17 protein-coding genes are annotated in these 24,009 nt (G+C 41.1%); 9 read left to right on the top strand and 8 right to left on the bottom strand.

Annotated features, from left to right (window positions below; translation table 11 throughout):
- Nucleotides 1-10: 10 nt before the first annotated feature.
- The 5 genes from ftsY to AQ505_RS03890 all read right to left on the bottom strand — a co-directional run bounded on the left by ftsY (nucleotide 11) and on the right by AQ505_RS03890 (nucleotide 2,322).
- On the bottom strand, nucleotides 11-973 hold the full coding sequence (ftsY, locus tag AQ505_RS03905) for a signal recognition particle-docking protein FtsY (protein ID WP_062546965.1): 963 nt from the start codon (nucleotides 971-973) through the stop codon (nucleotides 11-13).
- A gap of 71 nt (nucleotides 974-1,044) precedes the next feature.
- Nucleotides 1,045-1,203 carry a DUF4295 domain-containing protein gene (locus tag AQ505_RS25945; RefSeq protein WP_082461406.1) on the bottom strand — a complete coding sequence of 53 codons (159 nt, stop codon included), beginning with the start codon at nucleotides 1,201-1,203 and terminating at the stop codon, nucleotides 1,045-1,047.
- Between the two features lie 38 nt (nucleotides 1,204-1,241).
- A complete protein-coding gene (gene rpmG, locus AQ505_RS03900) occupies nucleotides 1,242-1,424 on the bottom strand; it encodes a 50S ribosomal protein L33 (protein WP_008242799.1) in 183 nt (60 codons plus the stop codon).
- 40 nt (nucleotides 1,425-1,464) lie between these two features.
- The gene (gene rpmB / locus AQ505_RS03895) at nucleotides 1,465-1,698 is read right to left on the bottom strand and encodes a 50S ribosomal protein L28 (RefSeq protein WP_039866682.1); all 234 of its coding nucleotides are present in this window, start codon (nucleotides 1,696-1,698) and stop codon (nucleotides 1,465-1,467) included.
- Nucleotides 1,699-1,884: 186 nt separating this feature from the next.
- Nucleotides 1,885-2,322, bottom strand: a complete 438-nt coding sequence (locus AQ505_RS03890; RefSeq protein ID WP_062546964.1) for a hypothetical protein — start codon at nucleotides 2,320-2,322, stop codon at nucleotides 1,885-1,887.
- A 211-nt stretch (nucleotides 2,323-2,533) separates the two neighbouring features.
- Between AQ505_RS03890 and AQ505_RS03885 the strand changes: the two genes are divergently transcribed.
- The 8 genes from AQ505_RS03885 (at nucleotide 2,534) to acs (ending at nucleotide 17,714) form a co-directional block, all read left to right on the top strand.
- Nucleotides 2,534-3,124 (top strand): RNA polymerase sigma factor, encoded by a 591-nt coding sequence (locus tag AQ505_RS03885; protein WP_062546963.1) that lies wholly within the window; start codon nucleotides 2,534-2,536, stop codon nucleotides 3,122-3,124.
- Between the two features lie 102 nt (nucleotides 3,125-3,226).
- Nucleotides 3,227-4,438 (top strand): FecR family protein, encoded by a 1,212-nt coding sequence (locus AQ505_RS03880; RefSeq protein WP_062546962.1) that lies wholly within the window; start codon nucleotides 3,227-3,229, stop codon nucleotides 4,436-4,438.
- A 168-nt stretch (nucleotides 4,439-4,606) separates the two neighbouring features.
- Nucleotides 4,607-8,038, top strand: coding sequence for a TonB-dependent receptor (locus AQ505_RS03875; protein ID WP_062546961.1), 3,432 nt, complete (start codon nucleotides 4,607-4,609; stop codon nucleotides 8,036-8,038).
- A gap of 8 nt (nucleotides 8,039-8,046) precedes the next feature.
- The gene (locus tag AQ505_RS03870; protein WP_062546960.1) at nucleotides 8,047-9,795 is read left to right on the top strand and encodes a RagB/SusD family nutrient uptake outer membrane protein; all 1,749 of its coding nucleotides are present in this window, start codon (nucleotides 8,047-8,049) and stop codon (nucleotides 9,793-9,795) included.
- Between the two features lie 45 nt (nucleotides 9,796-9,840).
- Nucleotides 9,841-12,570: a SusC/RagA family TonB-linked outer membrane protein gene (locus tag AQ505_RS03865; protein ID WP_082461403.1), complete on the top strand. Its 2,730-nt coding sequence runs from the start codon at nucleotides 9,841-9,843 to the stop codon at nucleotides 12,568-12,570.
- Between the two features lie 22 nt (nucleotides 12,571-12,592).
- Nucleotides 12,593-14,236: a RagB/SusD family nutrient uptake outer membrane protein gene (locus AQ505_RS03860; protein WP_062546958.1), complete on the top strand. Its 1,644-nt coding sequence runs from the start codon at nucleotides 12,593-12,595 to the stop codon at nucleotides 14,234-14,236.
- Nucleotides 14,237-14,285: 49 nt separating this feature from the next.
- Nucleotides 14,286-15,695, top strand: a complete 1,410-nt coding sequence (locus tag AQ505_RS03855; protein WP_062550874.1) for an arylsulfatase — start codon at nucleotides 14,286-14,288, stop codon at nucleotides 15,693-15,695.
- Between the two features lie 126 nt (nucleotides 15,696-15,821).
- Nucleotides 15,822-17,714: an acetate--CoA ligase gene (gene acs, locus AQ505_RS03850; RefSeq protein ID WP_062546957.1), complete on the top strand. Its 1,893-nt coding sequence runs from the start codon at nucleotides 15,822-15,824 to the stop codon at nucleotides 17,712-17,714.
- 78 nt (nucleotides 17,715-17,792) lie between these two features.
- Here acs and AQ505_RS03845 read toward each other — a convergent pair whose 3' ends face one another.
- Nucleotides 17,793-18,479 (bottom strand): TlpA family protein disulfide reductase, encoded by a 687-nt coding sequence (locus AQ505_RS03845; protein ID WP_157262183.1) that lies wholly within the window; start codon nucleotides 18,477-18,479, stop codon nucleotides 17,793-17,795.
- Nucleotides 18,480-18,620: 141 nt separating this feature from the next.
- On the opposite strand from AQ505_RS03845, the gene AQ505_RS03840 reads away from it, so the two are divergent.
- Complete coding sequence (locus AQ505_RS03840; RefSeq protein ID WP_062546955.1) at nucleotides 18,621-18,806, top strand: CsbD family protein; 186 nt, start codon at nucleotides 18,621-18,623, stop codon at nucleotides 18,804-18,806.
- Between the two features lie 69 nt (nucleotides 18,807-18,875).
- Here AQ505_RS03840 and AQ505_RS03835 read toward each other — a convergent pair whose 3' ends face one another.
- Both AQ505_RS03835 and AQ505_RS03830 read right to left on the bottom strand, forming a co-directional pair.
- Nucleotides 18,876-20,783 carry a SusD/RagB family nutrient-binding outer membrane lipoprotein gene (locus AQ505_RS03835; RefSeq protein ID WP_062546954.1) on the bottom strand — a complete coding sequence of 636 codons (1,908 nt, stop codon included), beginning with the start codon at nucleotides 20,781-20,783 and terminating at the stop codon, nucleotides 18,876-18,878.
- Nucleotides 20,784-20,825: 42 nt separating this feature from the next.
- The gene (locus AQ505_RS03830) at nucleotides 20,826-23,936 is read right to left on the bottom strand and encodes a SusC/RagA family TonB-linked outer membrane protein (protein ID WP_062546953.1); all 3,111 of its coding nucleotides are present in this window, start codon (nucleotides 23,934-23,936) and stop codon (nucleotides 20,826-20,828) included.
- Between the last annotated feature and the right edge of the window lie 73 nt (nucleotides 23,937-24,009).

Below are 24,009 nucleotides of genomic sequence, written 5' to 3'. Positions count from 1 at the left end.
GAACTAAAAACTAGTTAAACAAGCTGTCTACAAATGCTTTTTTGTCAAATAATTGCAGGTCGTTTACGCTTTCGCCAACGCCTATATATTTTACTGGGATTTTAAACTGATCAGAAATTCCGATCACGACACCACCTTTAGCGGTACCATCCAGTTTGGTAATGGCCAATGCATTTACGTCGGTAGCCTCGGTAAACTGTTTACATTGTTCAAAGGCATTTTGCCCAGTTGAACCATCCAACACCAATAATATTTCGTGTGGAGCCGAAGGGATTACCTTTTCCATCACATGTTTAATTTTACCCAATTCATTCATCAGGCCAATTTTATTGTGTAAACGTCCGGCAGTATCAATGATCACTACATCTTCGCCATTGGCGACTGCAGATTGCAAAGTGTCGAAAGCCACAGAAGCAGGGTCTGAACCCATTGCCTGTGCGACTACCCTTACGCCAACGCGTTCTCCCCAAAGTTTGATCTGTTCTACTGCTGCTGCCCTGAAAGTATCGGCTGCACCTAAAACTACGCTCAACCCTTCAGCTTTCAGTTTATGGGCAAGTTTACCAATGGTGGTGGTTTTACCTACCCCATTTACACCCACTACCATAATCACATAAGGCTTGTGCTGTCCATATTCAAACTTACGGAAGTCATTGCTGTTGTTTTCAGAAAGCATCAATTGTATCTCATCGCGCAGCAAACGCTGCAGTTCTGAGGTGGATAAATACTTGTCTTTAGCTACACGAGCTTGTATACGGTCAATAATTTTCAGGGTGGTAGTTACACCAACATCGGAAGTCACTAAAACCTCCTCAAGACTATCGAGTACATCATCATCTACTGTCGACTTACCCGCAACGGCCTTCGTGATTTTACTCAAAAAGCCCTCTTTAGTTTTCTCTAAACCCTTGTCTAGAGCTTCCTGCGCTTCGGGAGCAGTTTCCTTTTTCTTGAAAAAATCGAATAAACCCATACAATGTCTAATTAAACAAAAAAAGCCCTCCCATTTAAAAGGGACGGCTTTAATATAATTAAATATTAAAATTATTTTTTGGATGCAATAGCATCTTGAACGTGATCGTTGTGAACAATAACTTCTTTGAAAGAATATGCACCTGTTCTAGGTGATTTAGTCATCGTAATAACTTTCGAATATTCTTTACCTTTTCCCGTTTTAAGGGTTGCAACTACCTTTTTTGCCATGATCTAAATAGATTGTATTTAGTTAAATACTAAATGTATTACTTAATTTCTTTATGTACAGTTACCTTTTTCAAAACTGGATTGAATTTTTTCAATTCTAATCTCTCAGTAGTGTTTTTACGGTTTTTAGTAGAGATATATCTAGACATACCAGGCATGCCACTAGTTTTATGCTCCGTACACTCTAGAATAACTTGTACTCTGTTACCTTTTTTTGCCATTTTATTAATCTTAAGGTCGATTCACATCAACCAATGTTATTTACAAATATCCTTTTTTCATGAAGCGATTGATCGCCTCAGTAATACCAATTTTATTAATGGTTTTGATAGCTGAAGTAGAAACTTTCAGTGTTATCCAACGATCCTCATCAGGAATATAAAATTTCTGAAGTTGTAAGTTGGGATAAAACTTACGCTTAGTTTTAACGTTTGAGTGAGAAACATTAAAACCTGTCATTGCCATTTTTCCGGTTAAATCACAAACTCTAGACATGCCTTTAAATATAGTGTTAATTATGTTTTCTTAATTTTTTTAAGAGTGTGCAAATATCAATAAAATATTTGTAATCATCAAGTAGGTATCTAAAATATTTTGAATTTATTTACAGCGTGTTACGGACTGCTGCCCAGATCCCTACCCTGGATGCTCTCGGGGTGCAATATACAACATTTATGCGGATTATGAAGTGACAGATTCTTCTAAATCGCCCAGCAGGTTTTCAAATTGTAAGACATATCTCCGCAAATCGTTGATATAATGTATCAGTTCCGGCTTTTCCTGAGCTCCCAATTGCTGTAACCATATCGGTTTATATTCTTCCAAATGGTATAAAGTTGGGGTTACACCATAAGCCGGTTGAAAAGTATGAAGTTCCGGATGCAGTACTTCATGTAAGATTAATTGATTTAACCTTGGAAGCGCTATCGCTTTCATGATCGATACAATCCTGAGTGGAATCCAGACTTCGTAGATTTCTTTTAATGCTGCTCTCATTTCCTGATGCGCGGACTTATTCGGATCAAGGTTCCATTTTAAGGATTCCGTCTGGTAATGCTGGTTCGCCAGTTCCGCTCTTCTTAACGTCCCTGAAATCTGATCGTATAACTGCTTGCTCATAGTTTGTGATTAGCTATCTATCCATAGACAACTCATCCCCCCTTAAAGTTTAACGGCAGCGATAATATATACGTAAATTATGCGCTGATTTAACAGCAGCAATCCTGCTAAATAAATTGATGGATATGCCAAAAAAATAACATCTGAGTCTGAATAAAATGTAACTTGAGCAAGTTTTATAGAACGTAATATTATTGTTAACATTAGGGGGTTGCAAACGAATATTGAAAATCAGGAATTATTAGAGAAGGTAGCTTCAGGGGACTGGGAAGCATTTGCTGCTCTATATAACACCTATGTACCAAAACTTTACCGTTTTATTTATCCATTTGCCAATCAGAATAAGGAGGATACAGAAGAAGTCATTCAGGACGTATTCCTTAAAGTATGGATGCGAAAAGAAAAGATCATCGGACTGCGCTCTTTTGAATCCTATCTTTTTAAAATGGCGAAAAATCAACTGCTGGACCAACGGGGGCGTCAGGATTCACAGTTACGCCTGATCAACAAGGTAGGAAATGCGGTCAGCAAGGAGCTCGCCTCCGTCCATGATCAATTGGTTTATGACGAATATTATAAAATTGCAAAGGGGGCACTACAGGGCTTATCTCCGCAAAGACGCAGGATTTTTGACATGCGCATGGAGGAGGAGATGTCTATAGATGAAATCGCTGAGGCACTCCATATTTCTTCATCCGCTGTAAAAAAACAGCTTTATGAAGCCATCAACATCATTAAAAAGGAGCTGCGTCATAAAACCGGCTGGCCATTATTGTGTTGGTTCATTTTTATCCTTTCTTAATCTCTTCAGCGTGTTTTCCAGTTAGAATTTTTATTTCAATAATTCTTCAGAAAAGCAGGTGTACTTTTTTCAATCGGCTCCGTCTTACAAGTAATCGAAGACATGGAAAAGCAGGAAATAGAAAACATTTTAGATCAGTTCTCCAAAGGAATTGCTTCCACAGCAGAATACCAGGCATTCAATGAATACCTGGTCGGGCTAGACGATGATGCCTATTCGGCATTGCTTTCCAGGTATGAGAAAAAGCTGACTGAAGCACTCAGCTACGACCTGCCTGACCCGGAATTATTAGATAAAATAAAAGATAAAGCCCTTCCAAAACCGGTTAAACACTACCGGCTGAGCACAATTTATCGATATGCCGCCGCAGCAATTGTCCTGATCAGTTTATCCGTCTATCTATTCATGCAGCAGGATTCGAATCCTGAAAAGCCATTCCAATATGGAGCACACGAGGACTACACCATCAATGCACCGGAAAATAAAGCTGTGCTCACGCTGGCCAATGGTAAAAAAATCAGCCTCACCGATGCTGCTAACGGTAAAATCGCTGAGCAATCCGGTATAAAAATTACCAAAACTTCTGATGGGCAGTTGATCTACGACATTGAGGGAGGACAATTAACCAATCCTTCAAAAAATCAAAAAGAAAATCAATCCGATTACAATAGTATCTCCACACCCGCTGGGAGTAAATATCAGGTCAACCTACCTGATGGGACTAAAGTATGGCTAAACGCGATGTCCATTATAAAATATGCACCACAGTTTATGGGCAAAGAAAGAACAGTTATCCTCAGTGGTGAAGCCTATTTCGAAGTGGCAAAACACCAGGGGATGTCTTTTAAAGTCATCAGCAGAGGGCAGGTAGTAGAAGTTTTAGGAACACATTTTAACATCAATGCCTACCAGAATGAGCCCGCAGTAAAAACCACCCTTGCAGAAGGAAGCGTACTCGTCAATATGGAGTCAGGAAACAAAAAACAATCCGCTGCAAGCCAATACAAAACACTGATACCCGGTGAGCAATCCGTTTTAGAAAATGGAGAATTAAACGTTAAAAAGGTCGACCTCCAAGAGGCATTAGCCTGGAAAGATGGCTATATATCTCTTGATGGAGACCTAAAAACCATCATGAGAAACATGGAAAGGGTATACAATATAACCGTTGTTTATCAAGGTGAAATAGAAAATGTGGAAATCGGAGGAATCGCTTCAAAATCAAGAAGCCTTTCAGAAATCCTAAATACACTGGAATCCCTGGAACAGGTTCGATTTAAAGTAGAAGGAAGGAGGATCACCGTTATGAAGTAAACTTTACACTTCGAATCGTTGGACTGGATAAGGACCAGAAGCGTTGGAGCGCTCCTGGCCTATTGTGTTCAGGCCCCATTCAAAAATAAGCTAGAAAATCAAAATTGATGAATTGCCGGTGCATACTCATGTGCCGGCGTTTGTCTCAAACCTAAACAAACCAAATGTATGAAATTTTACGATTTTAACTCGTATAGGGCATCCTATGTCAAGGATAAGATACTACTAACCATGAAATTAACCCTGTTATTGAGTCTTACGGTATTGATGCAAGTCAGTGCATCCACCTATGCTCAAAATAAAATCACTTTATCCAGAACAAATGCTTCACTGGAACGGGTATTAAAGGCGATTGGAAAGCAAAGTGGATATGATTTGGTTTATATCTCCAGTACCATAAAAAAAGCCAACCCGGTAAATATTAACGTAGATAGGCTCTCCTTAGAAGAAACCTTACAAAAGGTATTCATCAATCAGCCATTAACCTATTCCATTAAAAATAAAACCATTACCGTCAAAATCTCTAAAGTGGAGCTCCCCTCCCCTTTAGAGATGATCCTGATGAATGATGCTGCCGGAAAAGTACTGGATGAAACCGGACAAGGCATTCCTGGCGCAACTGTAAAAGTAAAGCGCAGCGGACAAGTCGCCATTACTGATAGTCAGGGAAAGTTTGCCATTAAAGGCTTATTAAACGATGATATCCTGGTGATCAGCTATGTTGGGTATAATACCCAGGAAGTAAAAGCGACTAATAATGTGCTCATCAAAATGGTTCCTGCTGCCATGGAATTAGGTGGCGATGTGGTCATTGTAGGCTATGGTAAACAAAAGAAAGCGACCGTTACGTCTTCTGTGGCCCAGGTAACCCGGGAAGAAATCAATAGTACACCAGGCGCAAGTTTACAGAACATGCTCACTGGTAAAGTGACCGGCTTAACGACCTTGCAGAGAACCGGCCAACCGGGTAATGATGCCGCTCAGATCTACGTAAGGGGTGTCAGTACGCTTTCCGGTTTCTCTACCGCTCCATTGATTCTGGTGGACAACATCGAATATGAATTGAGTCAGTTTGCAATGATTGACCAAAATGAAATTGAAAATGTTTCCATTCTTAAAGATGCCGCTTCCACCTCTATTTATGGGATTAAAGGAGCGAATGGAGTCATCCTCGTGACCACAAGAAGAGGCAAACTTGGCAAACCAGTCATCAATGTAAGGTCGGAAGTCGGATTGAACCTTGCCATTTCTCCTTTTAAAGCGCTTGGTTCCTATGATGCGGCACTGCTCCGTAATGAGGCCCTGGCAAATGACAATGAGAAACCTCAGTTTACCCCCCAAGACCTGGAACTTTTTCAATCCGGTACAGATCCTTACGGACATCCGGACATCAATTGGTACGACAAAGTCTTCGGCAAGTCCGCCATTCAAACAGACCATAATGTAGACATTTCTGGTGGTACTGAAAAAGTGAAATATTTCACTTCCATAGGCTATTTATTTCAAGATGGTTTATTCAATAAGTTGGAATATAAAGGTGCAATGCCGGTGCCAGACAAATCACCAATCAATACGAACTATTATTTTAAACGCTATAAATTCAGATCTAATTTAGACATCGATGCCACGCCTTCCCTAAAATTAAGCTTGGATCTAAACGGTACTTTCAGTGAGAAAAATGCGCCGGATGTTGGAAACCTGGGCTTCCAGATGACCCAATATGAATATGTAAATGCTTACGCCTATCCGGTTTACAATCCTGACGGCAGTTTTGGCTTTGCTAATCCAGCAGTTTTTTCGCCTAGAGATGGAATGAATAGTGTGGCAGCCATCGTTGCATTAAGTGGCTACAACAGAAATTTCAACAACTTCCTGAGTGCTAACTTTTCTGCAGTTCAGAAATTAGACGCCATCACAAAAGGGCTTTCGTTAAAAGGACTATTCGCCTATTCAAATAATAATGCTGCTACACGTACACTCAGCAGAGGCGCAATCCCTTCCTTTTATTATAATCCCACAGATGGTAGTTACACCCCAAAAGACATTAACGTATATCGTGTAGCTCCGTTAAGCCTTAGTTATACTGGAGCAGGTGCAGATCTACCGGCTAAAATCATTACCTACCAGGGGATTCTAACCTACCAGCGGACTTTTGGAGACCACGATGTTGCCGGGCTCCTCCTGTATAACCGTTCCAGTAAAATTGTGGCAGCAAAACCACCTAATAACTTTCTGGGATATACCTTTAGAGGAACCTATAATTTTAAAGAAAAATACCTGTTTGAAGTAAGTGGTGCCTACAATGGCTCCTCCAATTTCACCTCTCAAAAGCGGTATACCTGGTTTCCTGCAGTATCTGCAGGATGGAACCTGTCCAAGGAATCTTTTATGGAGCATGCGATTCCATTTATGGAGATGTTTAAATTCAGAGGTTCTTATGGCTATACGGGAAGTGATGATATTGCTGGTTACCAATATGGTTATGAAAGTTTTTACAGTAACGGATCTGGCTATAACCTTGGAGAAACAGCCAATGCTTTCCCGACCATCTTTGAAGGTAAACTTGGAAATAACGACGTGACCTGGGCTACAGAACGCAAAGCCAATATAGGTCTGGACTTCTCCATGTTTGGCGGTAAACTGAGTGGTAGTTTTGATTACTTTGACAACTTCAGGGATAAAATCCTGATCAACAGACAAACCGTTCCTGCAGCGTATGGCGTACCTAAGGAAACCTTACCGCCTGTAAATCTTGGTGCCGTTTCTAATAAAGGTTTTGAAATAGAGCTGACCCATAAATCAAGAATCGGCAGTCTGGGCTATAGCATCAAAACAAATTTCAGCTATGCAAAGAACAAGATCGTATTTATGGATGAGCCCGAAGTGGATCCTTCCAAGCCATGGCAAAGGGGAACAGGTCTTTCTGTAGGGCTTGCCAAAAAATACATCTGGACCGGGCAGTTCTATAGTCAGGAAGAGGTAGATAACCCTGCAGTGGCCAGACCTCCAGGAACCATCAAAGCAGGCTGGTTAAAATATCAGGATTTAGATGGCAATGGCATCATCAATAAAGAGGATATGGCTTACGTAGGTAATCCCAACGTACCAAACACCGTGATCGGTACCACTATCGGATTCGATTATAAAGGTTTTAGCCTATCTATGTTATTCCAATCTAATTTAAATGGCGAATCTTATACCGGTTTTGATTCCGCTGTTCCTTTCAAAACTCAGCTGCAGGAATTCCACAAAGACAGGTGGACCCAGGAAACTGCAAATACCGCTACTTTCCCGGCATTGACCACCACTTTCGCCGGAACTTATATGAACCCATCAGGCAACCTTTCCACTTTCTGGGCAACGAGTACCAATTTCCTGCGTCTGCGCTCTGCCGAGATTGGGTACCGGGTGCCAAAAGGATTTGCAGATAAATTAGGCCTAAATGCAGTCCGTATTTATGCCAATGGTTACAACCTTTTTACCATTTCCGATTTCTACAAGCGCTATCAGTTTGACCCTGAAGTGGCCAGTGATGTATATGGATATGTATACCCAACTACCAGGTTAATAAACATCGGATTATCGGTAACGCTTAAATAGGACAAATTATGAAAAAGATATATTATACACTTACAATAGGTATTGCCTTGTTTATTGGGCTTTCAACAGGATGTAAAAAAGCAAACAGTTTCCTGGATAGCCAATCCACTAATGATCTGGATGAAACGACTGTATTTGCAGATAGCGCAAGGACCTCCGCTTTTCTGCTGGGAATTTACAGCCGCGTAGCTTTTCAATCGGATCCCGTAGAAGTGAACAGTCTGGGAGCACCTTTTGCTGCCGCAACAGATGAAGCGGAATCGCGCTGGCCAGGTGGTCAGAATGTACCCATTCAAATGTTTCAGGGTAGCTTTGGAACTGCTTTTACTAAGGCTAACAATGACGATTGGACATTTTTATATACTGGGATAAGAATGGCAAACATCTACCTTAAAAATGCCGATAACGCCCCCTTATCAGCAAATTTGAAAGCAAAATCGAAATTAGAAGCCAGGTTTTTGAGGGCCTATTTTTATCATTTTCTGCTGAAATTTTATGGAGGCGTACAACTGGTTGGAGATGAAGTGAAAGGACTGGCTGCCCCCAATACTGATCCGAGGGCAAGCTATGAGGCCTGCGTAAATTATGTGGTTGCTGAACTGGATGCTGTTGCCGCACAATTGCCTTTAACCAATCAGGGACTGGATTATGGAAGGGTAACCAAGGGAGCCGCATTGGCCTTAAAAGCAAGAGTGCTACTTTCTGCTGCCAGCCCATTATTTAATGGAGGGAGTCTCGCCACAGACGCGGCTGTAATTCCATTAACTGCCTATCCAAATGCAGATGCGAGCAGATGGCAGAAAGCAATGGATGCGAGTAAGGAAGTGATGGATCTGAATCAATACCAACTGGTAGAAGACAATACCACCAGACCAGGAAATGGTTTCTATAAAATGTTCCTGGATAGAGTCAATCCGGAGGCAATTTTTCAAAGAATGCTGGGCAACAATAAACTGTTTGAAGGCAACTGGTTGCCACCTACCCGAGGAGGAAGTTTTCTAATCTACCCTTCTCAGCAATTGGTAGACGCCTTTCCAATGAAAAACGGCAAACTCAAAGGAGAAGCAGGATCAGGTTTTGATGCCGCAAATCCTTATGCCAACAGAGATCCAAGACTAGATTATACCGTAATCTACAATGGGGCAATGTATTTTGATGGCCGCTTAAATGCCATGGCACCTGTATACACCTATGTTGGTGCCGCTCAGGATGGAATCCAGGCCGCAACAGCAAATACAGCTACCAATACCGGATATTACTGCCGCAAAATGTGCGATGAGCTGGTTTATGGAAACAGTACCGCCAATACACAACGCTGTCAACCATTAATTCGTTATGCGGAGATTCTGCTAAATTATGCAGAAGCAGCCAATGAAAGCGGACAGACAAACACCGCATTGAATCAACTAATCGCCATGCGAAAACGTGCAGGAATAGATGCTGGAGCCGATTCCAGATATGGTATCCCAGCTTCAATGACACAGGGTAATGCCAGACTGCTCATTCAAAACGAAAGGTTTATTGAACTGGCTTTTGAGGAGCAGCGCTACTTCGATTTAAGAAGATGGAAACTGGGGGCAGAATATGATGGTAAATTCCTAAAAGGAATGAGGATTACCAAAACCGGTAACACTTATACCTATGCGGAAATCAACGTAAGAACCGCCCGGTACTTCAAAGTAAACAGTTACTTATTCCCTATTCCAACTGCCGAAATCAGCATCAACAGAGAAGTAAAGCAAAATCCAGGATGGTAATCCAGCAGGATATGGAATTTATCAATCAATCTTAAACCGCAACTCATGATCTCATATTTATATCATACCATTCGACGCCATCAGCGATTGTTAATGCTGCAAACAGGCATCGTTATTTTCTCCGTCGCCGGAGGAAAAGCACAAGAGAAGACCGACAGTATCCAACTCAGACAAGTCAGCGCAATCGGTGTACTGGAAGGTGGAAGAGCCTTCACTTCCAACCCAGCCTCCTCTATTTACCATACTTTATCGGGTAGACTGGCTGGATTATACACCTTGCAAATTACCGGACAGCCCGGACTGGATGCCCCAACTGTGCTGCTTAGAGGTCGGGTACCTTTGATCGTCATAGACGGAATTCCCAGAGACCTTAGCGGAATCAATCCAGAACAAATCGCCTCGGTAACCCTGCTAAAAGACGCATTATCTACTGCAGTTTATGGCAACAGAGGGGCTAATGGTGTCTTACTCATCACCACAAAAAAAGGAGAAAAAGCAGCGGGTTATTCTTTTGAAGCGACCGCACAAACTGGACTGAGCAGCAGTCTGAAGGAGCGAAAAGCACTTTCAGCAGGTGACTATGCCACACTTTACAATGAAGCACTCAGAAATGATGGCCGTCAGCCAATTTATAGTCCCGAAGCAATTGCAGCCTATAAAAATGGTTCCGATCCTTTTCTGTATCCCAACGTAAACTGGAAAGACCAGATTTTTAAAAAAAACGCGCCATTTAGCAGGTACAACCTAAATTCGGAAGGCGCAGATAAAAACGTCAATTATTTTATCTCTCTGGATTATTTAAAGCAAGAGGGCTTATTAAAGTCCCTTCCTCAGAACACCTACAATACCAATACAGATTATGAGCGTTTTGTATTCAGAACAAACCTGGAAATGCAGCTGACACAGCGTCTGAAAGGAAGCATTAATCTCTATTCAAGCATTGCGGATCAAAACTCACCCGGATCAACAGGTAATGTAATTTACAACAGTTTATTGAACACCCCATCAAGTGCATATCCCCTGCTAAATCCAGATGGATCTTTGGGTGGAAATGCATTATTCAGTAATAACATCTATGGTCAGTCTGTCTATAGAGGATATACCAGAAACTCTACATCAGATGGCTTTGGCGACCTTGCCCTAACCCGGCAGATGGATGATGTTTGGAAGGGATTGTGGATCAAAGCGAACATTTCATTCTATGCAAAATCATTACAGCTGATCGACCGCAGTAAAAACTTTCAGACTTTTCAACTGCTGATTGACCCAGTTACCGGTCAGCCTAGCTACCAGAGATATGGGACACAAACCTCCCAGGTAAATACTTCTTCGGTCACCAATAGAAATCAGCAATTCTTCGCAGAAGGTTCGGCTGGCTATGGTCATGAAGCAGATGGCAATAAACTGGATGTGGTCCTGGCTTATAACCTGCAGACTTATAGAAGCAATAGTCAATTGCCTCAAAATTTCAATACCGGAAGAGTCTCTGCAAATTACAGCATTAAAGATAAATATATATTGGAAGCCACAGCTGCTTACAGCGGAAACAACTGGTACAAAAAGGGAAAACAATACGATTTTTATCCTGCCGCTGGCCTGAGCTGGAACATGAACAAAGAAGATTTCTTTAGCAAAGATGGATTTCTGAATACCTTAAAACTGAGGACCACTTACGGGAAAGTGGGGATGATCGACCCATTATACTATGCGTATCTATATTCTTATATCAATACTGGGAGTGCTTATTACTTCGGTACAGGCCCTTCGGCAGTACAGGGAACCCAGGAAGCTGGCTTGCCAACTTCAGTTGCCGCTTCAAAATCTACGAAATTTGATGCCGGTTTAGATATGGGCTTTGCAGATAATAGAGCTTATGTACAAGCCGATTATTTCAGCAATACTTATTCGGATGTATTACAAATCCGCGGACAAGCATCTTCGCTTTTAGGCATCGCTTACCCTTTAGAAAACCTTGGCAAAACCAGGTTATCAGGTCTGGAATTTACTGCCGGATGGAAGGATAAAACCGGTGACTTTGGCTATCATATCAGTGGTAACATTTCTGTAAACCGCAGCAAAGTCCTTGAAAACGATGAACCTGCAATGCCTTATAGCTGGATGGCAAAAAAAGGACAGCCAATGGAACAGCTTTACGGATATATAGCCGATGGCTATGTGCAAACTGCTGGTGAAGGCCCAGTTGTAGAAGGTTATAAATCTCAGCCAGGTGACATTAAATATAAAGACCTGAACAATGACGGTGTCATCAATCAATACGACGTAACCGCGATTGGGGGCAACAAACCATTAGTTTACTATGGATTTAGCCTCGGCTTTGACTATAAGAATTTCGAGTTGTCTGTCTTATTCCAGGGCATTACGAACAGAAACCTGATGGTCACGGGTCTAGGAGAATGGGCTTTTCAGAATAATGGAACAGGTAATGCTTTTGAGCAGCACCTCGAGCGCTGGAGCCCAGAAACGGCCAATACCGCTGCCTATCCTCGCTTATCTGTAGGACCCAACGTCAACAATAACGTCAGCTCTTCTTATTGGATTCAAAAAGCAAACTTTTTAAGGTTAAAAAATGCAGAAATCGCCTATAAACTGCAGACTAGTTTCCTGCAAAAAATCAAAGTGAAACAGGTACGCTTGTTCGTCAATGGAGCCAACCTGCTTACTTTCTCAAAAATTAAGCGCTTTGATCCTGAAGGATTAAGTCTGGATTACCCTTTACAAAGAATGATTAACGGTGGTTTAACAGTTAAATTTTAGGAGTTATCAACTAAAAAAAATTATGAAAGCGAAAATTATAATCCTGTTATATATAGGAATACTGATCTCTTCCTGCAAGAAATATGAAGAGGTACCGAATGAATTGGTGAACCCAGATATCATCTACGATCAGTTTGACAAGAACGGCACCTATGCCCAATGGGTGCGAAATGACCTGTATACTTATTTGCCGGATGGATTTAACCGGATAGACAATGTGGTACTGGATGCGGCTACTGATGATGCCCTGGCTTCCAGATATGGAAGCCCGATAGAGCTGCTGGCAAAATCAGGAATCACTGCCGGAACAAATCCAGACGACCGCTGGGCAACCAGTTATATCTCCATTAGAAAAGTAAATATATTTCTATCTAAGATTGACGTGGTACCCTATGATGCTGTGTCCCTCAAGTTTTGGAAAGCAGAGGCCCGCTTCATCAGGGCCATGAATTATTTTGAACTGCTCAAAAGATATGGTGGCGTACCACTGCTCGGAGATCAGGTATTTGGTTTACATGATAACCTGAGCAATATCCCTAGAAACACTTTCGACGAGTGTCTGCAGTATATCCTAAGTGAATGCGAGGCCATTAAGCCTTTGCTGAGAACAGAGCCGGTATTGGATACTTTTCTTGGCAGCATTACCAGAGGAGCCGCCTATGCTTTAAAATCGAGAGTTCTATTGTATGCGGCCAGTCCGCTAAACAACCCTGCTAATGATCAGAATAAATGGCTTGCGGCAGCAAATGCAGCCAAAGACCTGATCAATTTAAATGTCTACAGCCTAACCCCTGCTTTTACCAGCGCATTTCTGAACAGGAAAAATTCGGAAGTCATTCTGGCTTATCAAAAAGGACAAAACAGAACATTGGAAACGGCAAATGCACCTATCGGCTTTGCCGAACCTAATGCCAGCAATGGATATGTAAATCCCTCCCAAAATCTGGTAGACGCTTTTCCTATGAGTGATGGCAGGGCGATTGATGCCACCACTCCTACACTGCCCTATGACCCCCAAAACCCCTATGCCAACAGAGATCCAAGGTTAGGCTTAACCGTTTTCTTTAACGGCGCCAGCTGGCTGAACAGAGCGGTGGAAACATTTGAGGGAGGTTTAGACAGGCCCGGAGGAATGCGCCTGCAAACCCGCAGCGGTTATTACATGCGCAAATTCCTTGGACTTTTTGGCACCGCAACTGCCTATCAGGATCAAACACATAATTTCCCTATTTTCAGGTATGCAGAAATTCTGCTCAACTATGCGGAAGCCATCAATGAAACAGGAAATCAGGCGGAAGCTTTAACACAGTTAAAACTGATCAGAAACCGTGCAGGAATACCGCTGGGTACAGCAACCGGTTATGCTCATGGCTTTAGAACAGACCTGAGTCAGACAGAAATGCGCAAGGCGATTCAAAATGAAAGAAGGATTGAAATGGCTTTTGAAGAGCAGCGCTTCTGGGACATCCGACGCTGGAAAATTGCGGAACAGGTAGGAAATTCCGCGGTAAGAGGAATGAAGATTGTAAAACAAGGAAATACCTTTACCTATACCCCAATTACAGTAGATCAGCTGAGTTTTGCAGCACCCAAGATGTATTTATACGCCATACCATTAAAAGAAATATTAGCAGACCCAGCCTTGAAACAGAATCCAGGTTATTAATCTACCGGGAGCAGCATCAATGCTGCTCCCTTTTAAAGAAAGCAAGAATATGAAAAGATCAATTTTCACGGTGCTAATCAGCACCTTTGCCCTATTTGCAGCAGCTCAGCAAAAGCCAAATGTGATATTTATACTGGCGGATGATATGGGTTATGGAGATTTAGGTGTGTATGGACAGCAGCTGATTGAAACGCCAAACATCGACCGTCTCGCTGCCAATGGCATTCGCTTTACCCAATTTTACGCAGGGACATCGGTCTGTGCCCCTTCCAGAGCCTCCTTGATGACTGGTCTTCATACCGGACACAGCCCGATCAGAGGAAACTATGAAATTAAACCGGAAGGTCAGCTGCCATTGCCAGACGCTACTTTCACCATGCCGGAAATGTTCAAAAAAGCAGGCTATATCACCGGTTGTTTTGGTAAATGGGGAATGGGATTTCCGGGTTCAGAAGGTGATCCTGTAAAACAGGGAATAGATCAATTTTATGGCTACAACTGTCAGCGTCAATCGCACAACTTTTTCCCGGATCACCTTTGGGACAATGAAAAACGCGTGGAGCTCAACAATACAAACAGCCAGCAGAATGATTATGCGCCGGAAATGATCCAGCAGCGTGCCTTATCCTTCATGGAAGCCAATCAATCCAAACCTTTCTTTATGTACTTGTCCTACACGCTGCCGCATGCCGCACTCCAGTTACCGGATGGCGATGCCTCATTTGAATACTATAAGAAAAAATTCAATGAACAGCCCAAAGGAGTTAAAAAAGATTGGAATGGCCTTGGATACCAGCCACAAGCCTATCCTCATGCCGCATATGCGGCAATGGTGAGTCGCCTGGACAACTATGTTGGTGCAGTACTGGCGAAACTAAAAACTTTGGGTTTGGATAAAAACACTTTGGTAGTCTTTACGAGTGATAATGGCCCTCACCGCGAAGGCGGCAATGAACCGGAGTTTTTTAACAGCAGTGCTGGATTTAAAGGAATCAAAAGACAGCTGACCGAGGGTGGCATCAGGGAACCTATGATCATTTCCTGGCTTGGGAAAATTAAAAGCGGACAAGTGTCAGACCATATTGGTGCCTTCTGGGACTTCTTTCCTACATTTTCCGCAATCACCGGACAACCGGCACCTCCCAATACCGATGGCATTTCTATACTGCCTACCTTATTAAAAAAGGGAAAACAGGCCCAGCATTCTTTTCTTTATTGGGAATTTCATGAAGATGGTGGTCGCCAGGCGGTACGAATCGGAAAATGGAAAGCTATAAAAGAAGGAGTCATCAAAAACCCAAATGCCCAGATTCAACTCTATGACCTGACCAATGACCCACAGGAAAACAATAATTTAGCTGTAGCTCAACCGGATATTGTAAAGCAGGCGGAACGAATTATGCAAAGAGAACATGTCGAGCATAAAAATTTTCCTTTTATACCTAATAAATTACAATAAAAGCATCAATATTCCGCCTTTCTTACAAAAATCATATAAAAAACAAGGCTAAAACATCATATTAAAATTTTGACAAGAACTGAATAAAGTTATATTTGAGTTTTAGTTGTTGACATAAACCAAATCATGCAAATTAATTCGATTGAAGAGTATCAAGAAACTTATAAGTTGAGCGTGGACCAACCTGAACAATTCTGGGCAGGGATCGCTGATAATTTCTTGTGGAGAAAGAAATGGGATAAAGTACTATCCTGGAACTTCTCAGAACCAAACATCAAATGGTTCGAGGGCGCTAAATTAAACATCACAGAAAACTGTCTCGACCGTCATCTGGCAGAAAATGGAGATAAACCGGCCATTATCTGGGAGCCTAACGACCCAACAAAAGACAGCATTACCCTAAGTTATAAAATACTGCATGAGCAAGTTTGCCGTTTCGCAAACGTGCTGAAGAAGAATGGCGTTAAAAAAGGCGACCGTGTCTGTATTTACATGCCAATGGTACCGGAACTTGCAGTTGCCGTATTGGCCTGCGCCCGCATTGGTGCAGTACACTCTGTAGTTTTTGGTGGATTTTCTGCCAAATCTATTGCCGACAGGATCAATGATGCAGAATGTAAAGTGGTGATTACTGCTGATGGTGCATTCAGAGGAAACAAGCAGATTCAATTGAAAGAAGTGATTGATGATGCCCTGATCGGATGCCCAACCGTAGAACGTGTCATCGTTTTAACCCATACCAGAACACCAGTATCCATGCTGAAAGGCCGCGACATCTGGTGGGAAGATGAAATTAAACTGGTAGATACCAACTGTCCGGCAGAAGAAATGGATGCAGAAGACCTGTTGTTCATCTTATATACTTCAGGTTCTACCGGTAAACCAAAAGGGGTTGTTCATACCATTGGCGGTTATATGGTCTATGCAGGCTATACTTTCTCTAACGTATTTAACTATCAGAAAGACGAAGTATTCTTTTGTACTGCTGACATTGGCTGGATCACCGGTCACTCTTACATCGTGTATGGCCCGCTTTCTCAAGGTGCAACTACCCTGATGTTTGAAGGTATCCCTACTTATCCGGATGCTTCCAGAATGTGGCAGGTGGTAGAAAAACATAAAGTAAACATCTTATATACTGCGCCAACGGCGATCCGTTCTTTAATGAGCTTCGGACTAGAGCCTTTAAACGGCATCGACATGAGCTCTCTTCGCGTATTGGGCTCCGTAGGAGAACCGATCAATGAAGAAGCATGGCATTGGTTTGATGAAAACATTGGAAAAGGAGAATGCCCGATTGTAGATACCTGGTGGCAAACAGAAACCGGTGGCATCATGATCTCTCCTATTGCCTTCGTAACCCCAACAAAACCTAGTTTCGCTACCTTACCATTACCGGGTATTCAACCGATCCTGGTGGATGAGAACGGAAAAGAAATTGAGGGAAATGGCGTGAATGGTAACCTTTGTATTAAATTTCCATGGCCAGGAATGCTCAGAACCACTTATGGTGATCATGAGCGCTGCAAACTGACCTACTTCTCTACTTATGAAAACCTTTACTTTACTGGTGATGGCTGCTTAAGAGATGAAGATGGCTATTATAGAATTACAGGCAGAGTAGATGATGTGATCAATGTATCCGGTCACCGTATCGGTACTGCAGAAGTTGAAAACGCGATCAATATGCACGCAGGTGTAGTGGAGAGTGCAGTAGTCGGCTTCCCGCATGAGGTAAAAGGACAAGGTATTTATGCTTTCGTCATTTTCCCTAATATCCACAATGATGCAGATCTTACCCGTAAAGACATCTTACAAACCGTAACCCGTGTAATTGGTGCAATTGCTAAACCCGATAAAATTCTTTTTGTAAGCGGATTACCTAAAACAAGATCAGGTAAAATCATGCGACGCATTTTAAGAAAAATCGCGGAAGGCGATATCAGTAATCTCGGCGACATCAGCACCTTGCTGGATCCAGCCGTTGTGGAAGAGATCATCGAAAAGTCTCAGAAATAGCCACCTCGATTTTTTAAAAAAAACCTATTAAAAGGCCAGCTTAGATTTTTCTAAGCCGGCCTTTTTAAGTTAAATATGCTACTGAGTGGAGGAAGCTCCAAAAGATAATTTATCTATTTCAGTCACGTTAAAATGCTGTTTATACCAGTTATTCAGCGCTTCAGTTTTGAACTTTTGTTGACTGTTCACCCCTTTGATCAGTTTCTTCGCTGAAGTGGTGCCATCTATGCCTTGTCTGGCCTCGAAAAGTACATAATCAACTAAGATCTTATCTTGTGGCTTAGGGGCCTTAAAGGCCAGCATTTTCCCGTCTTTTCCAACAATAAATGGAACAACAGTGGATCCTTCCAAGTCCGACAAAAATGCTTCAGCAGCTCCGTTTTTAACTAGAAAATATTGATCTGTCCCCGGCTTCTTCTTTTCAAAATCCAACCATGATTTTTCATTTGATCCAATAAATAAATCTACAAACACCACATCCGGATAAGGAGCGAAACGTGCTTTCAGGTCATTATAATTTTTATCATGCGGCGGCCGACTGCTCGTATCTGCCCAGGTGTATAAGTAAACGGTCTTCCCGGTATATAGATTTGCGAAAGACTGTAGTTTTCCTTTGTTATCCATCAGCTGGAAGGAAGATACATTCATATCGATGTGATCATCGTAATGCTTGACTACCTTTTTGACGAGTCCTTTGATCATCATCGTACAGGAAGTTTGGGTAATACAAGTTGTAAATAAGAGTAGATAAATGATTTTTTTCATTTGATTCTGGTGTTTAGTGGTCCGGTAATCTCTGTATAGGAGATGAACGAAAAGCCCAAAAGGTTACATAAAATCAAACAAATATTTTTAACAGCTGTTCTTTAGGTATCTATTTATTGTTAATCATTTAAAAAAAGAACTATGGATAAGTTGGAATTAAAAGGAAAATGGAACGAAGTTAAGGGAAAAGTAAAACAAGCTTATGCCGATCTAACCGACGATGACTTGAAGTACGAAGAAGGTAAAGAAGATGAAATGTATGGCAAATTACAGCAGAAAACAGGCAAAACCCGCGATGAGCTGGTGACCTGGATAAAATCATTATAAAGATTACCTATTAACACAGAAAAACCCTGCATATCTAAGATCTGCAGGGTTTTTCGTGAATAAGAAAACTTATTTCTTAGCCCACCATAATGGAGTCAATACTTCATCAGCACCATTTAAAGCGCTTAATGCTTGTTCATAACCCGGAGCATTCGTATCCTTTAAACCTGAAGGGTACCTTAAACGCTGAGGGAAAAACTTCACATTTCCCGTCATATAGTTACTGTTATTTAAAGCCGGTAAATTAGGCAATAAGTTCTCTATTGCAGGATTCTCAAAGAACGGTAAACCTAAACGTCTTTGATCACTCCATGCTTCTAATGGAAGCCAAGGAGTTTGTGCAATAAATTTCTGAGTAATGATTTTTGTTAAACGGTCATTTTTAACTGCACCATTTTTATACAAATCATTTTTAGGGTACAATACTGTTGCAACACCTGCTACACCTGTGTATCCATCTTTATAATCCATGGTATGGCTATTGCCAGGCTCAGCAATATGATCCCAGCTTACTGAAGTACCTACTCTATTGTAATCTTCAGAAGCTAAATAGCTGCCTACCGAATTGGAAACATTCCAATACTCGAAGCTGGATCTAATACCTGCTTCATAAGCTGCTTTACCTGAAATTGGTGTTGCCCAGCCACGTTCAGCAGCTTCCGCCAATAGGAAATAGGTTTCCCAAGGTGCAAAGAAAATACGTGTTGAATTACTGGTTCTAAATTTATTCGATAAACGAGGCATAGTACCTACGAAGGCTCTCACCTGATTTCTGGTTCCTTTAACACCCCAATCACCAGTATTAGAGGCATTCCAGGTATATTTAGCATTAATCGACAGCAATGTCTTATCGTCACTGCCCAACAGATCTCTTACCGTATTTTTAGCATCTGAAGTCCATGATGGATAAGCATTGAAATCTGGATTAATAAAATCACCAGGAATAATAAAGGTTTTATAAGCACGAGGATCTATCGTATTTGGAAGACCGTCAAACCAATATCCAGCTGATGGATTATTTGTTTTTGAAGTAAAGTGCTGGTCGAATTTTAAACCTAACCAATTAGCAGGTTTAATCGAAGCAGCAAAAGAAGCGTCCAATTGATCAGCAGATTTCACACCACCAAGTCCCAGATAAAGATTATTTAAGGAGGCCGATATAAATTGCGCGTTCCATTCTCTACTCATTACCCCTGTAAGTGGGTCCCATCCTGGTCTTTCTGCTACCTGAAAGGCTTCATTCATAACTGTGATATATTTACTTCCGGCTGCAGCATCTTCGAATTCAGCTTTAGCTTTTGCAGGATCAACTTCAGATAACCTCATAGCCAGACGCATGCGCATTGAGTTTGCATACTTTACCCATTTTGTATAATCATAATTATAAGAAGGATCAAGCTTTTTCAACGCATCTGTATTTGCTACATTCACATCAATCTGAGCAGCGGCATCTTTTAATTCTGCCAATGCATAATAGTAAACTGTTTTTACGTCATTAAATTCAGGATTAGTACCCTCAAATCCTTTTACAGGAATAGGACCAAAATTATCAGACATCTCACTCATCAAGTATGCTCTCCAGATTCTTGCTACCTGAGCTACGTTTTTTGTATATGGGGCATCAGTACCTGAAGCTTTTTTATCTGCAGCAATTTTAATTGCAGTATTTGCATTGTTTAACCAGGTAGCTACCTGATTATAATAAGCGATGGTATAAGAGTCGTCATAACTACCTGATGACAAACCACCATTACTATGCTGGTGACCTGCCGTTTTCCAGTAAAGAACGAATGCTCTTTCTGCAATATCCGGATTTTGCTGTGCACCGATGATGGAATTATTTAGAAAATATTCCGGTTGAACCTGATCACCACTGGCGGCTACAGGATTTACATTTGTGTCTTCGAATTTCTTACATGATACCAGCAGCAAGCTCGTTGCAAGCAGCATACATGAGGTTTTTATAATTGTTTTCATCAAAATCTTTTTTAATTAAGGAATGTCCTAAGGTTAATAAATTTAGAAGCCAAGCGTCAGGTTAAATAAGAAAGTGCGGGTAGTTGGTGCACTAAAGTTCTCAAATCCTGTTGCATTGCTGCCTGTAGAATAAACAGACTCTGGATCAATACCATTCATGTCACCAGAAATCAACCATACATTATTGCATGACAATCCAATTTTAGCTTTTTGCAATGGAGTTTTAGCCAGGAATTTACGTGGTAAATCATAGCTTACCTGAACATTTCTTAAACGAATATTTGTAGCATCATAAATGTTTGCCTCCGAAATACCTAAGTTACCGTAGCTATGAACTTTCTGCCAGTATTTTTGTGGTGAAACTGCAGTGGTATTTTGAACATACTGACCACCACTCAAGATCACGCCATCTACCACCATATTGTCTCTTAAGCCATTTGGAGCAGTCACTGCTGACGTTCCATTTCTTTGCATTGCTGCATTTGTACCAGAGAAAATTTGGCCACCGAAACGCGCATCTACCAGAAACGACAATCCAAATCCTTTATAAGAAAAACTGTTTGTAAAGCCCAGTAAAGCGGTCGCCTGTTGGTTACCCAACCTTGCTTCTTGCTCACCTCTTTGCGGCAATCCATCAGCATCCAAAATCAATTGACCATGGAAAGGACTCGATTTATCATCTACTCTCAGGTATTTACTACCATAAATCTCGCCATATTTTGCTCTTGCCACACCCAATACACGAAGGTCATCGAAACCACCCAGTGGGTACTTGCCAATTTCATCATTTAGCGCATTTATGGTATTTTTATTAGTGGAAAAATTTAATGTCATATTCCAGTTCAATGAATTTTCACCTGTCAGAACTTTGGCATCAAGCATGGCTTCAAAACCTTGGTTTTCGATATCACCAGCATTGATCTTTTTACTTTCATAACCACTTAAAGGATCCATAGGAATGTTTAACAGCTGTCTTGTTGCATTTGACTTGTAATAAGCAATGTCAAAACCAAATTTGCTATCAAAGAATCTCATTTCAGCACCAACTTCAATCGCTTTAATCAACTCACTTCTTACCGAAGAATCATATAATACTTTATCTCTTCCCGCGATGGCATTACCATTAGGGTCTTTACCAACAATATAAGTGTTATACAACTGATAAGCAGGAAGGTCATTACCCACTTCTGCATAAGAAGCCCTAAACTTTCCGTAGCTCATCCAGGATGGCAAAGTACCTCCAATTTTAGTGATCATATCAGAAAACACAAATGAAGTACTTACAGAAGGATAAAAATAAGAGCGGTTGGCTTTACTCAAAGTAGAGCTCCAGTCATTTCTAAAAGTCAAATCAAGGAATAAATACTGATCCCAGTTTAACTGTCCAGATCCATATACAGAGTTGATCTGTTTCTTTCTATAATCTTCAGTAACCACTGGATTATTTACACCATTGTTTACAGAGAAGAAATCAGGAATGATAAATTCACCAGAATTGGCTGTAAGTTCAGACTGTTTATTGGTCATTAAGTTTCCTCCTAAAGTGAAGGCACCACCAACTTTGCTAAATAAATTATCTTTTCTTGCAGTCAATAAACCACTGAAATTCGTTTCTGTGAACGTACGTTTTCCAGTACTGTATCTTCCGGTAGAAACGATTGGGCTACCTCCGTATACTTTTGCTTCTGTATTAGTAGTATAGATATCAGCACCAGCTTTAACTTCTGCATTTAACCAGCTATTGAATTCATATTTTAATGACCCATTCATTAAGAAACGGTCTCTTGTGTCTTGGTTAAGATTATATTTACGAGCCCAGTAAGGATTCACCTGACTACCACCACCGTACCATAACATTTTTCCAGCGTCTGTTTTTGCAGCACTAAAATCACGAATATCTAATGATCTTGGAAGATTATAAAGAGTGGAGAAATTATTCTCACTTCTGGAACCTAACATCGGTCTGTTTTCCGCGTTAGTATTCATGTATTGAATCTTCGTATCTGTAGTCCATTTTTTATCTTTTCCGAACTTGCTCACTGCTCTTGCCAATAAGTTTGTCCTGGTCAATTTCACACCTGGAATTACACTTCTATCGTCTGCACGATTTAAGGAAGTGTAAATAGATGTTCCATCAAATTGTTGTTGGAAGGAGATACCATTGTTCAGCGAAATCCCATTTTGGAAATAGTTTCCAATGTTATCGTAACTGTTTAACGGTGCATCCTGGTCATTCCACTTATTTACCGTTTGTCCTTCAATTTTTGGTCCCCAACTTAAGTTAGAAGTCTTTCCAAATGCACCATTTTCACCTTGACCAAATGAATTTTGCAAATCCGGTCCGGTCAAAATACTTTCGATACCTAAAGAAGAAGTCACTGTGATCCCAAGACCTTTCTGAGCTTTTCCTGATTTTGTTGTAATCAAGATCACTCCATTACCAGCTCTTGAACCATAAAGCGCCGAAGCAGAAGGGCCTTTCAGCACCGACATACTTTCGATATCTTCTGGGTTGATGTCTGCTAAACCATTACCCATATCCAAACTTGGATTATTAAAGTCATTGTTTTTAGCACCAGTAAAGTTATCCATTGGTACTCCATCCACTACTATTAATGGCTGATTATCTCCTGTTAAAGAGTTATTACCCCTTAAAGTGATTTTAGAAGAACTACCTGGTCCTGCACTGGAACGGCTAATCTGCAAACCTGCTACCTTACCTGAGAGTGCGTTTACAAGGTTAGGTTCCCTGGCATTCACCAAAGATTCTCCTTTAATTTCCTGCATGGCATAACCCAGAGATTTTTTCTCTCTTTTAATACCAAGGGCAGTTACTACCACTTCATTCAATTTATTTTCTTCATCCTGAAGCACTACATTTAAAGTTGCTGATGTGCCAACGCTTACTTCTTTTGTGGTTAAACCAATCGAAGAAAACACCAATACGGCACCAGACTTTACAGAAATATTAAATTTACCTTCTCCATTTGTGGAGGTTCCATTTTTTGTCCCCTTTTCTGTAACACTCACACCAGGGATGGGCTGCCCTGATTTTTCTGTTACCGACCCGGTAACCTTTTGCTGAGCATAAGCAGCTATTGTTATTACATTCAATAACAAAACGGCCATACACTTCAAGTACATCTGTTTCATCTTATAAAGATTTAATTGTTAAAATTTGGTTAATAGTTGTTAATCCTGTTACGTTAAATGCTTTTAGCCTATC

The organism is Pedobacter sp. PACM 27299 (assembly GCF_001412655.1).
GTDB lineage: Bacteria > Bacteroidota > Bacteroidia > Sphingobacteriales > Sphingobacteriaceae > Pedobacter.
The sequence above is the reverse complement of the archived record's forward strand: the minus strand, read 5'-3'. Positions and strand labels throughout refer to the sequence as shown.

Excerpts from the sequence above, each read along its gene's own strand:
- ftsY (WP_062546965.1), bottom strand. The coding sequence starts at position 973 with ATGGGTTTATTCGATTTTTTCAAGAAAAAGGAAACTGCTCCCGAAGCG.
- AQ505_RS25945 (WP_082461406.1), bottom strand. The coding sequence starts at position 1,203 with ATGGCAAAAAAGGTAGTTGCAACCCTTAAAACGGGAAAAGGTAAAGAA.
- rpmG (WP_008242799.1), bottom strand. The coding sequence starts at position 1,424 with ATGGCAAAAAAAGGTAACAGAGTACAAGTTATTCTAGAGTGTACGGAG.
- rpmB (WP_039866682.1), bottom strand. The coding sequence starts at position 1,698 with ATGTCTAGAGTTTGTGATTTAACCGGAAAAATGGCAATGACAGGTTTT.
- AQ505_RS03890 (WP_062546964.1), bottom strand. The coding sequence starts at position 2,322 with ATGAGCAAGCAGTTATACGATCAGATTTCAGGGACGTTAAGAAGAGCG.
- AQ505_RS03880 (WP_062546962.1), top strand. The coding sequence starts at position 3,227 with ATGGAAAAGCAGGAAATAGAAAACATTTTAGATCAGTTCTCCAAAGGA.
- AQ505_RS03875 (WP_062546961.1), top strand. The coding sequence starts at position 4,607 with ATGAAATTTTACGATTTTAACTCGTATAGGGCATCCTATGTCAAGGAT.
- AQ505_RS03870 (WP_062546960.1), top strand. The coding sequence starts at position 8,047 with ATGAAAAAGATATATTATACACTTACAATAGGTATTGCCTTGTTTATT.
- AQ505_RS03865 (WP_082461403.1), top strand. The coding sequence starts at position 9,841 with ATGATCTCATATTTATATCATACCATTCGACGCCATCAGCGATTGTTA.
- AQ505_RS03860 (WP_062546958.1), top strand. The coding sequence starts at position 12,593 with ATGAAAGCGAAAATTATAATCCTGTTATATATAGGAATACTGATCTCT.
- AQ505_RS03855 (WP_062550874.1), top strand. The coding sequence starts at position 14,286 with ATGAAAAGATCAATTTTCACGGTGCTAATCAGCACCTTTGCCCTATTT.
- acs (WP_062546957.1), top strand. The coding sequence starts at position 15,822 with ATGCAAATTAATTCGATTGAAGAGTATCAAGAAACTTATAAGTTGAGC.
- AQ505_RS03845 (WP_157262183.1), bottom strand. The coding sequence starts at position 18,479 with ATGAAAAAAATCATTTATCTACTCTTATTTACAACTTGTATTACCCAA.
- AQ505_RS03840 (WP_062546955.1), top strand. The coding sequence starts at position 18,621 with ATGGATAAGTTGGAATTAAAAGGAAAATGGAACGAAGTTAAGGGAAAA.
- AQ505_RS03835 (WP_062546954.1), bottom strand. The coding sequence starts at position 20,783 with ATGAAAACAATTATAAAAACCTCATGTATGCTGCTTGCAACGAGCTTG.
- AQ505_RS03830 (WP_062546953.1), bottom strand. The coding sequence starts at position 23,936 with ATGAAACAGATGTACTTGAAGTGTATGGCCGTTTTGTTATTGAATGTA.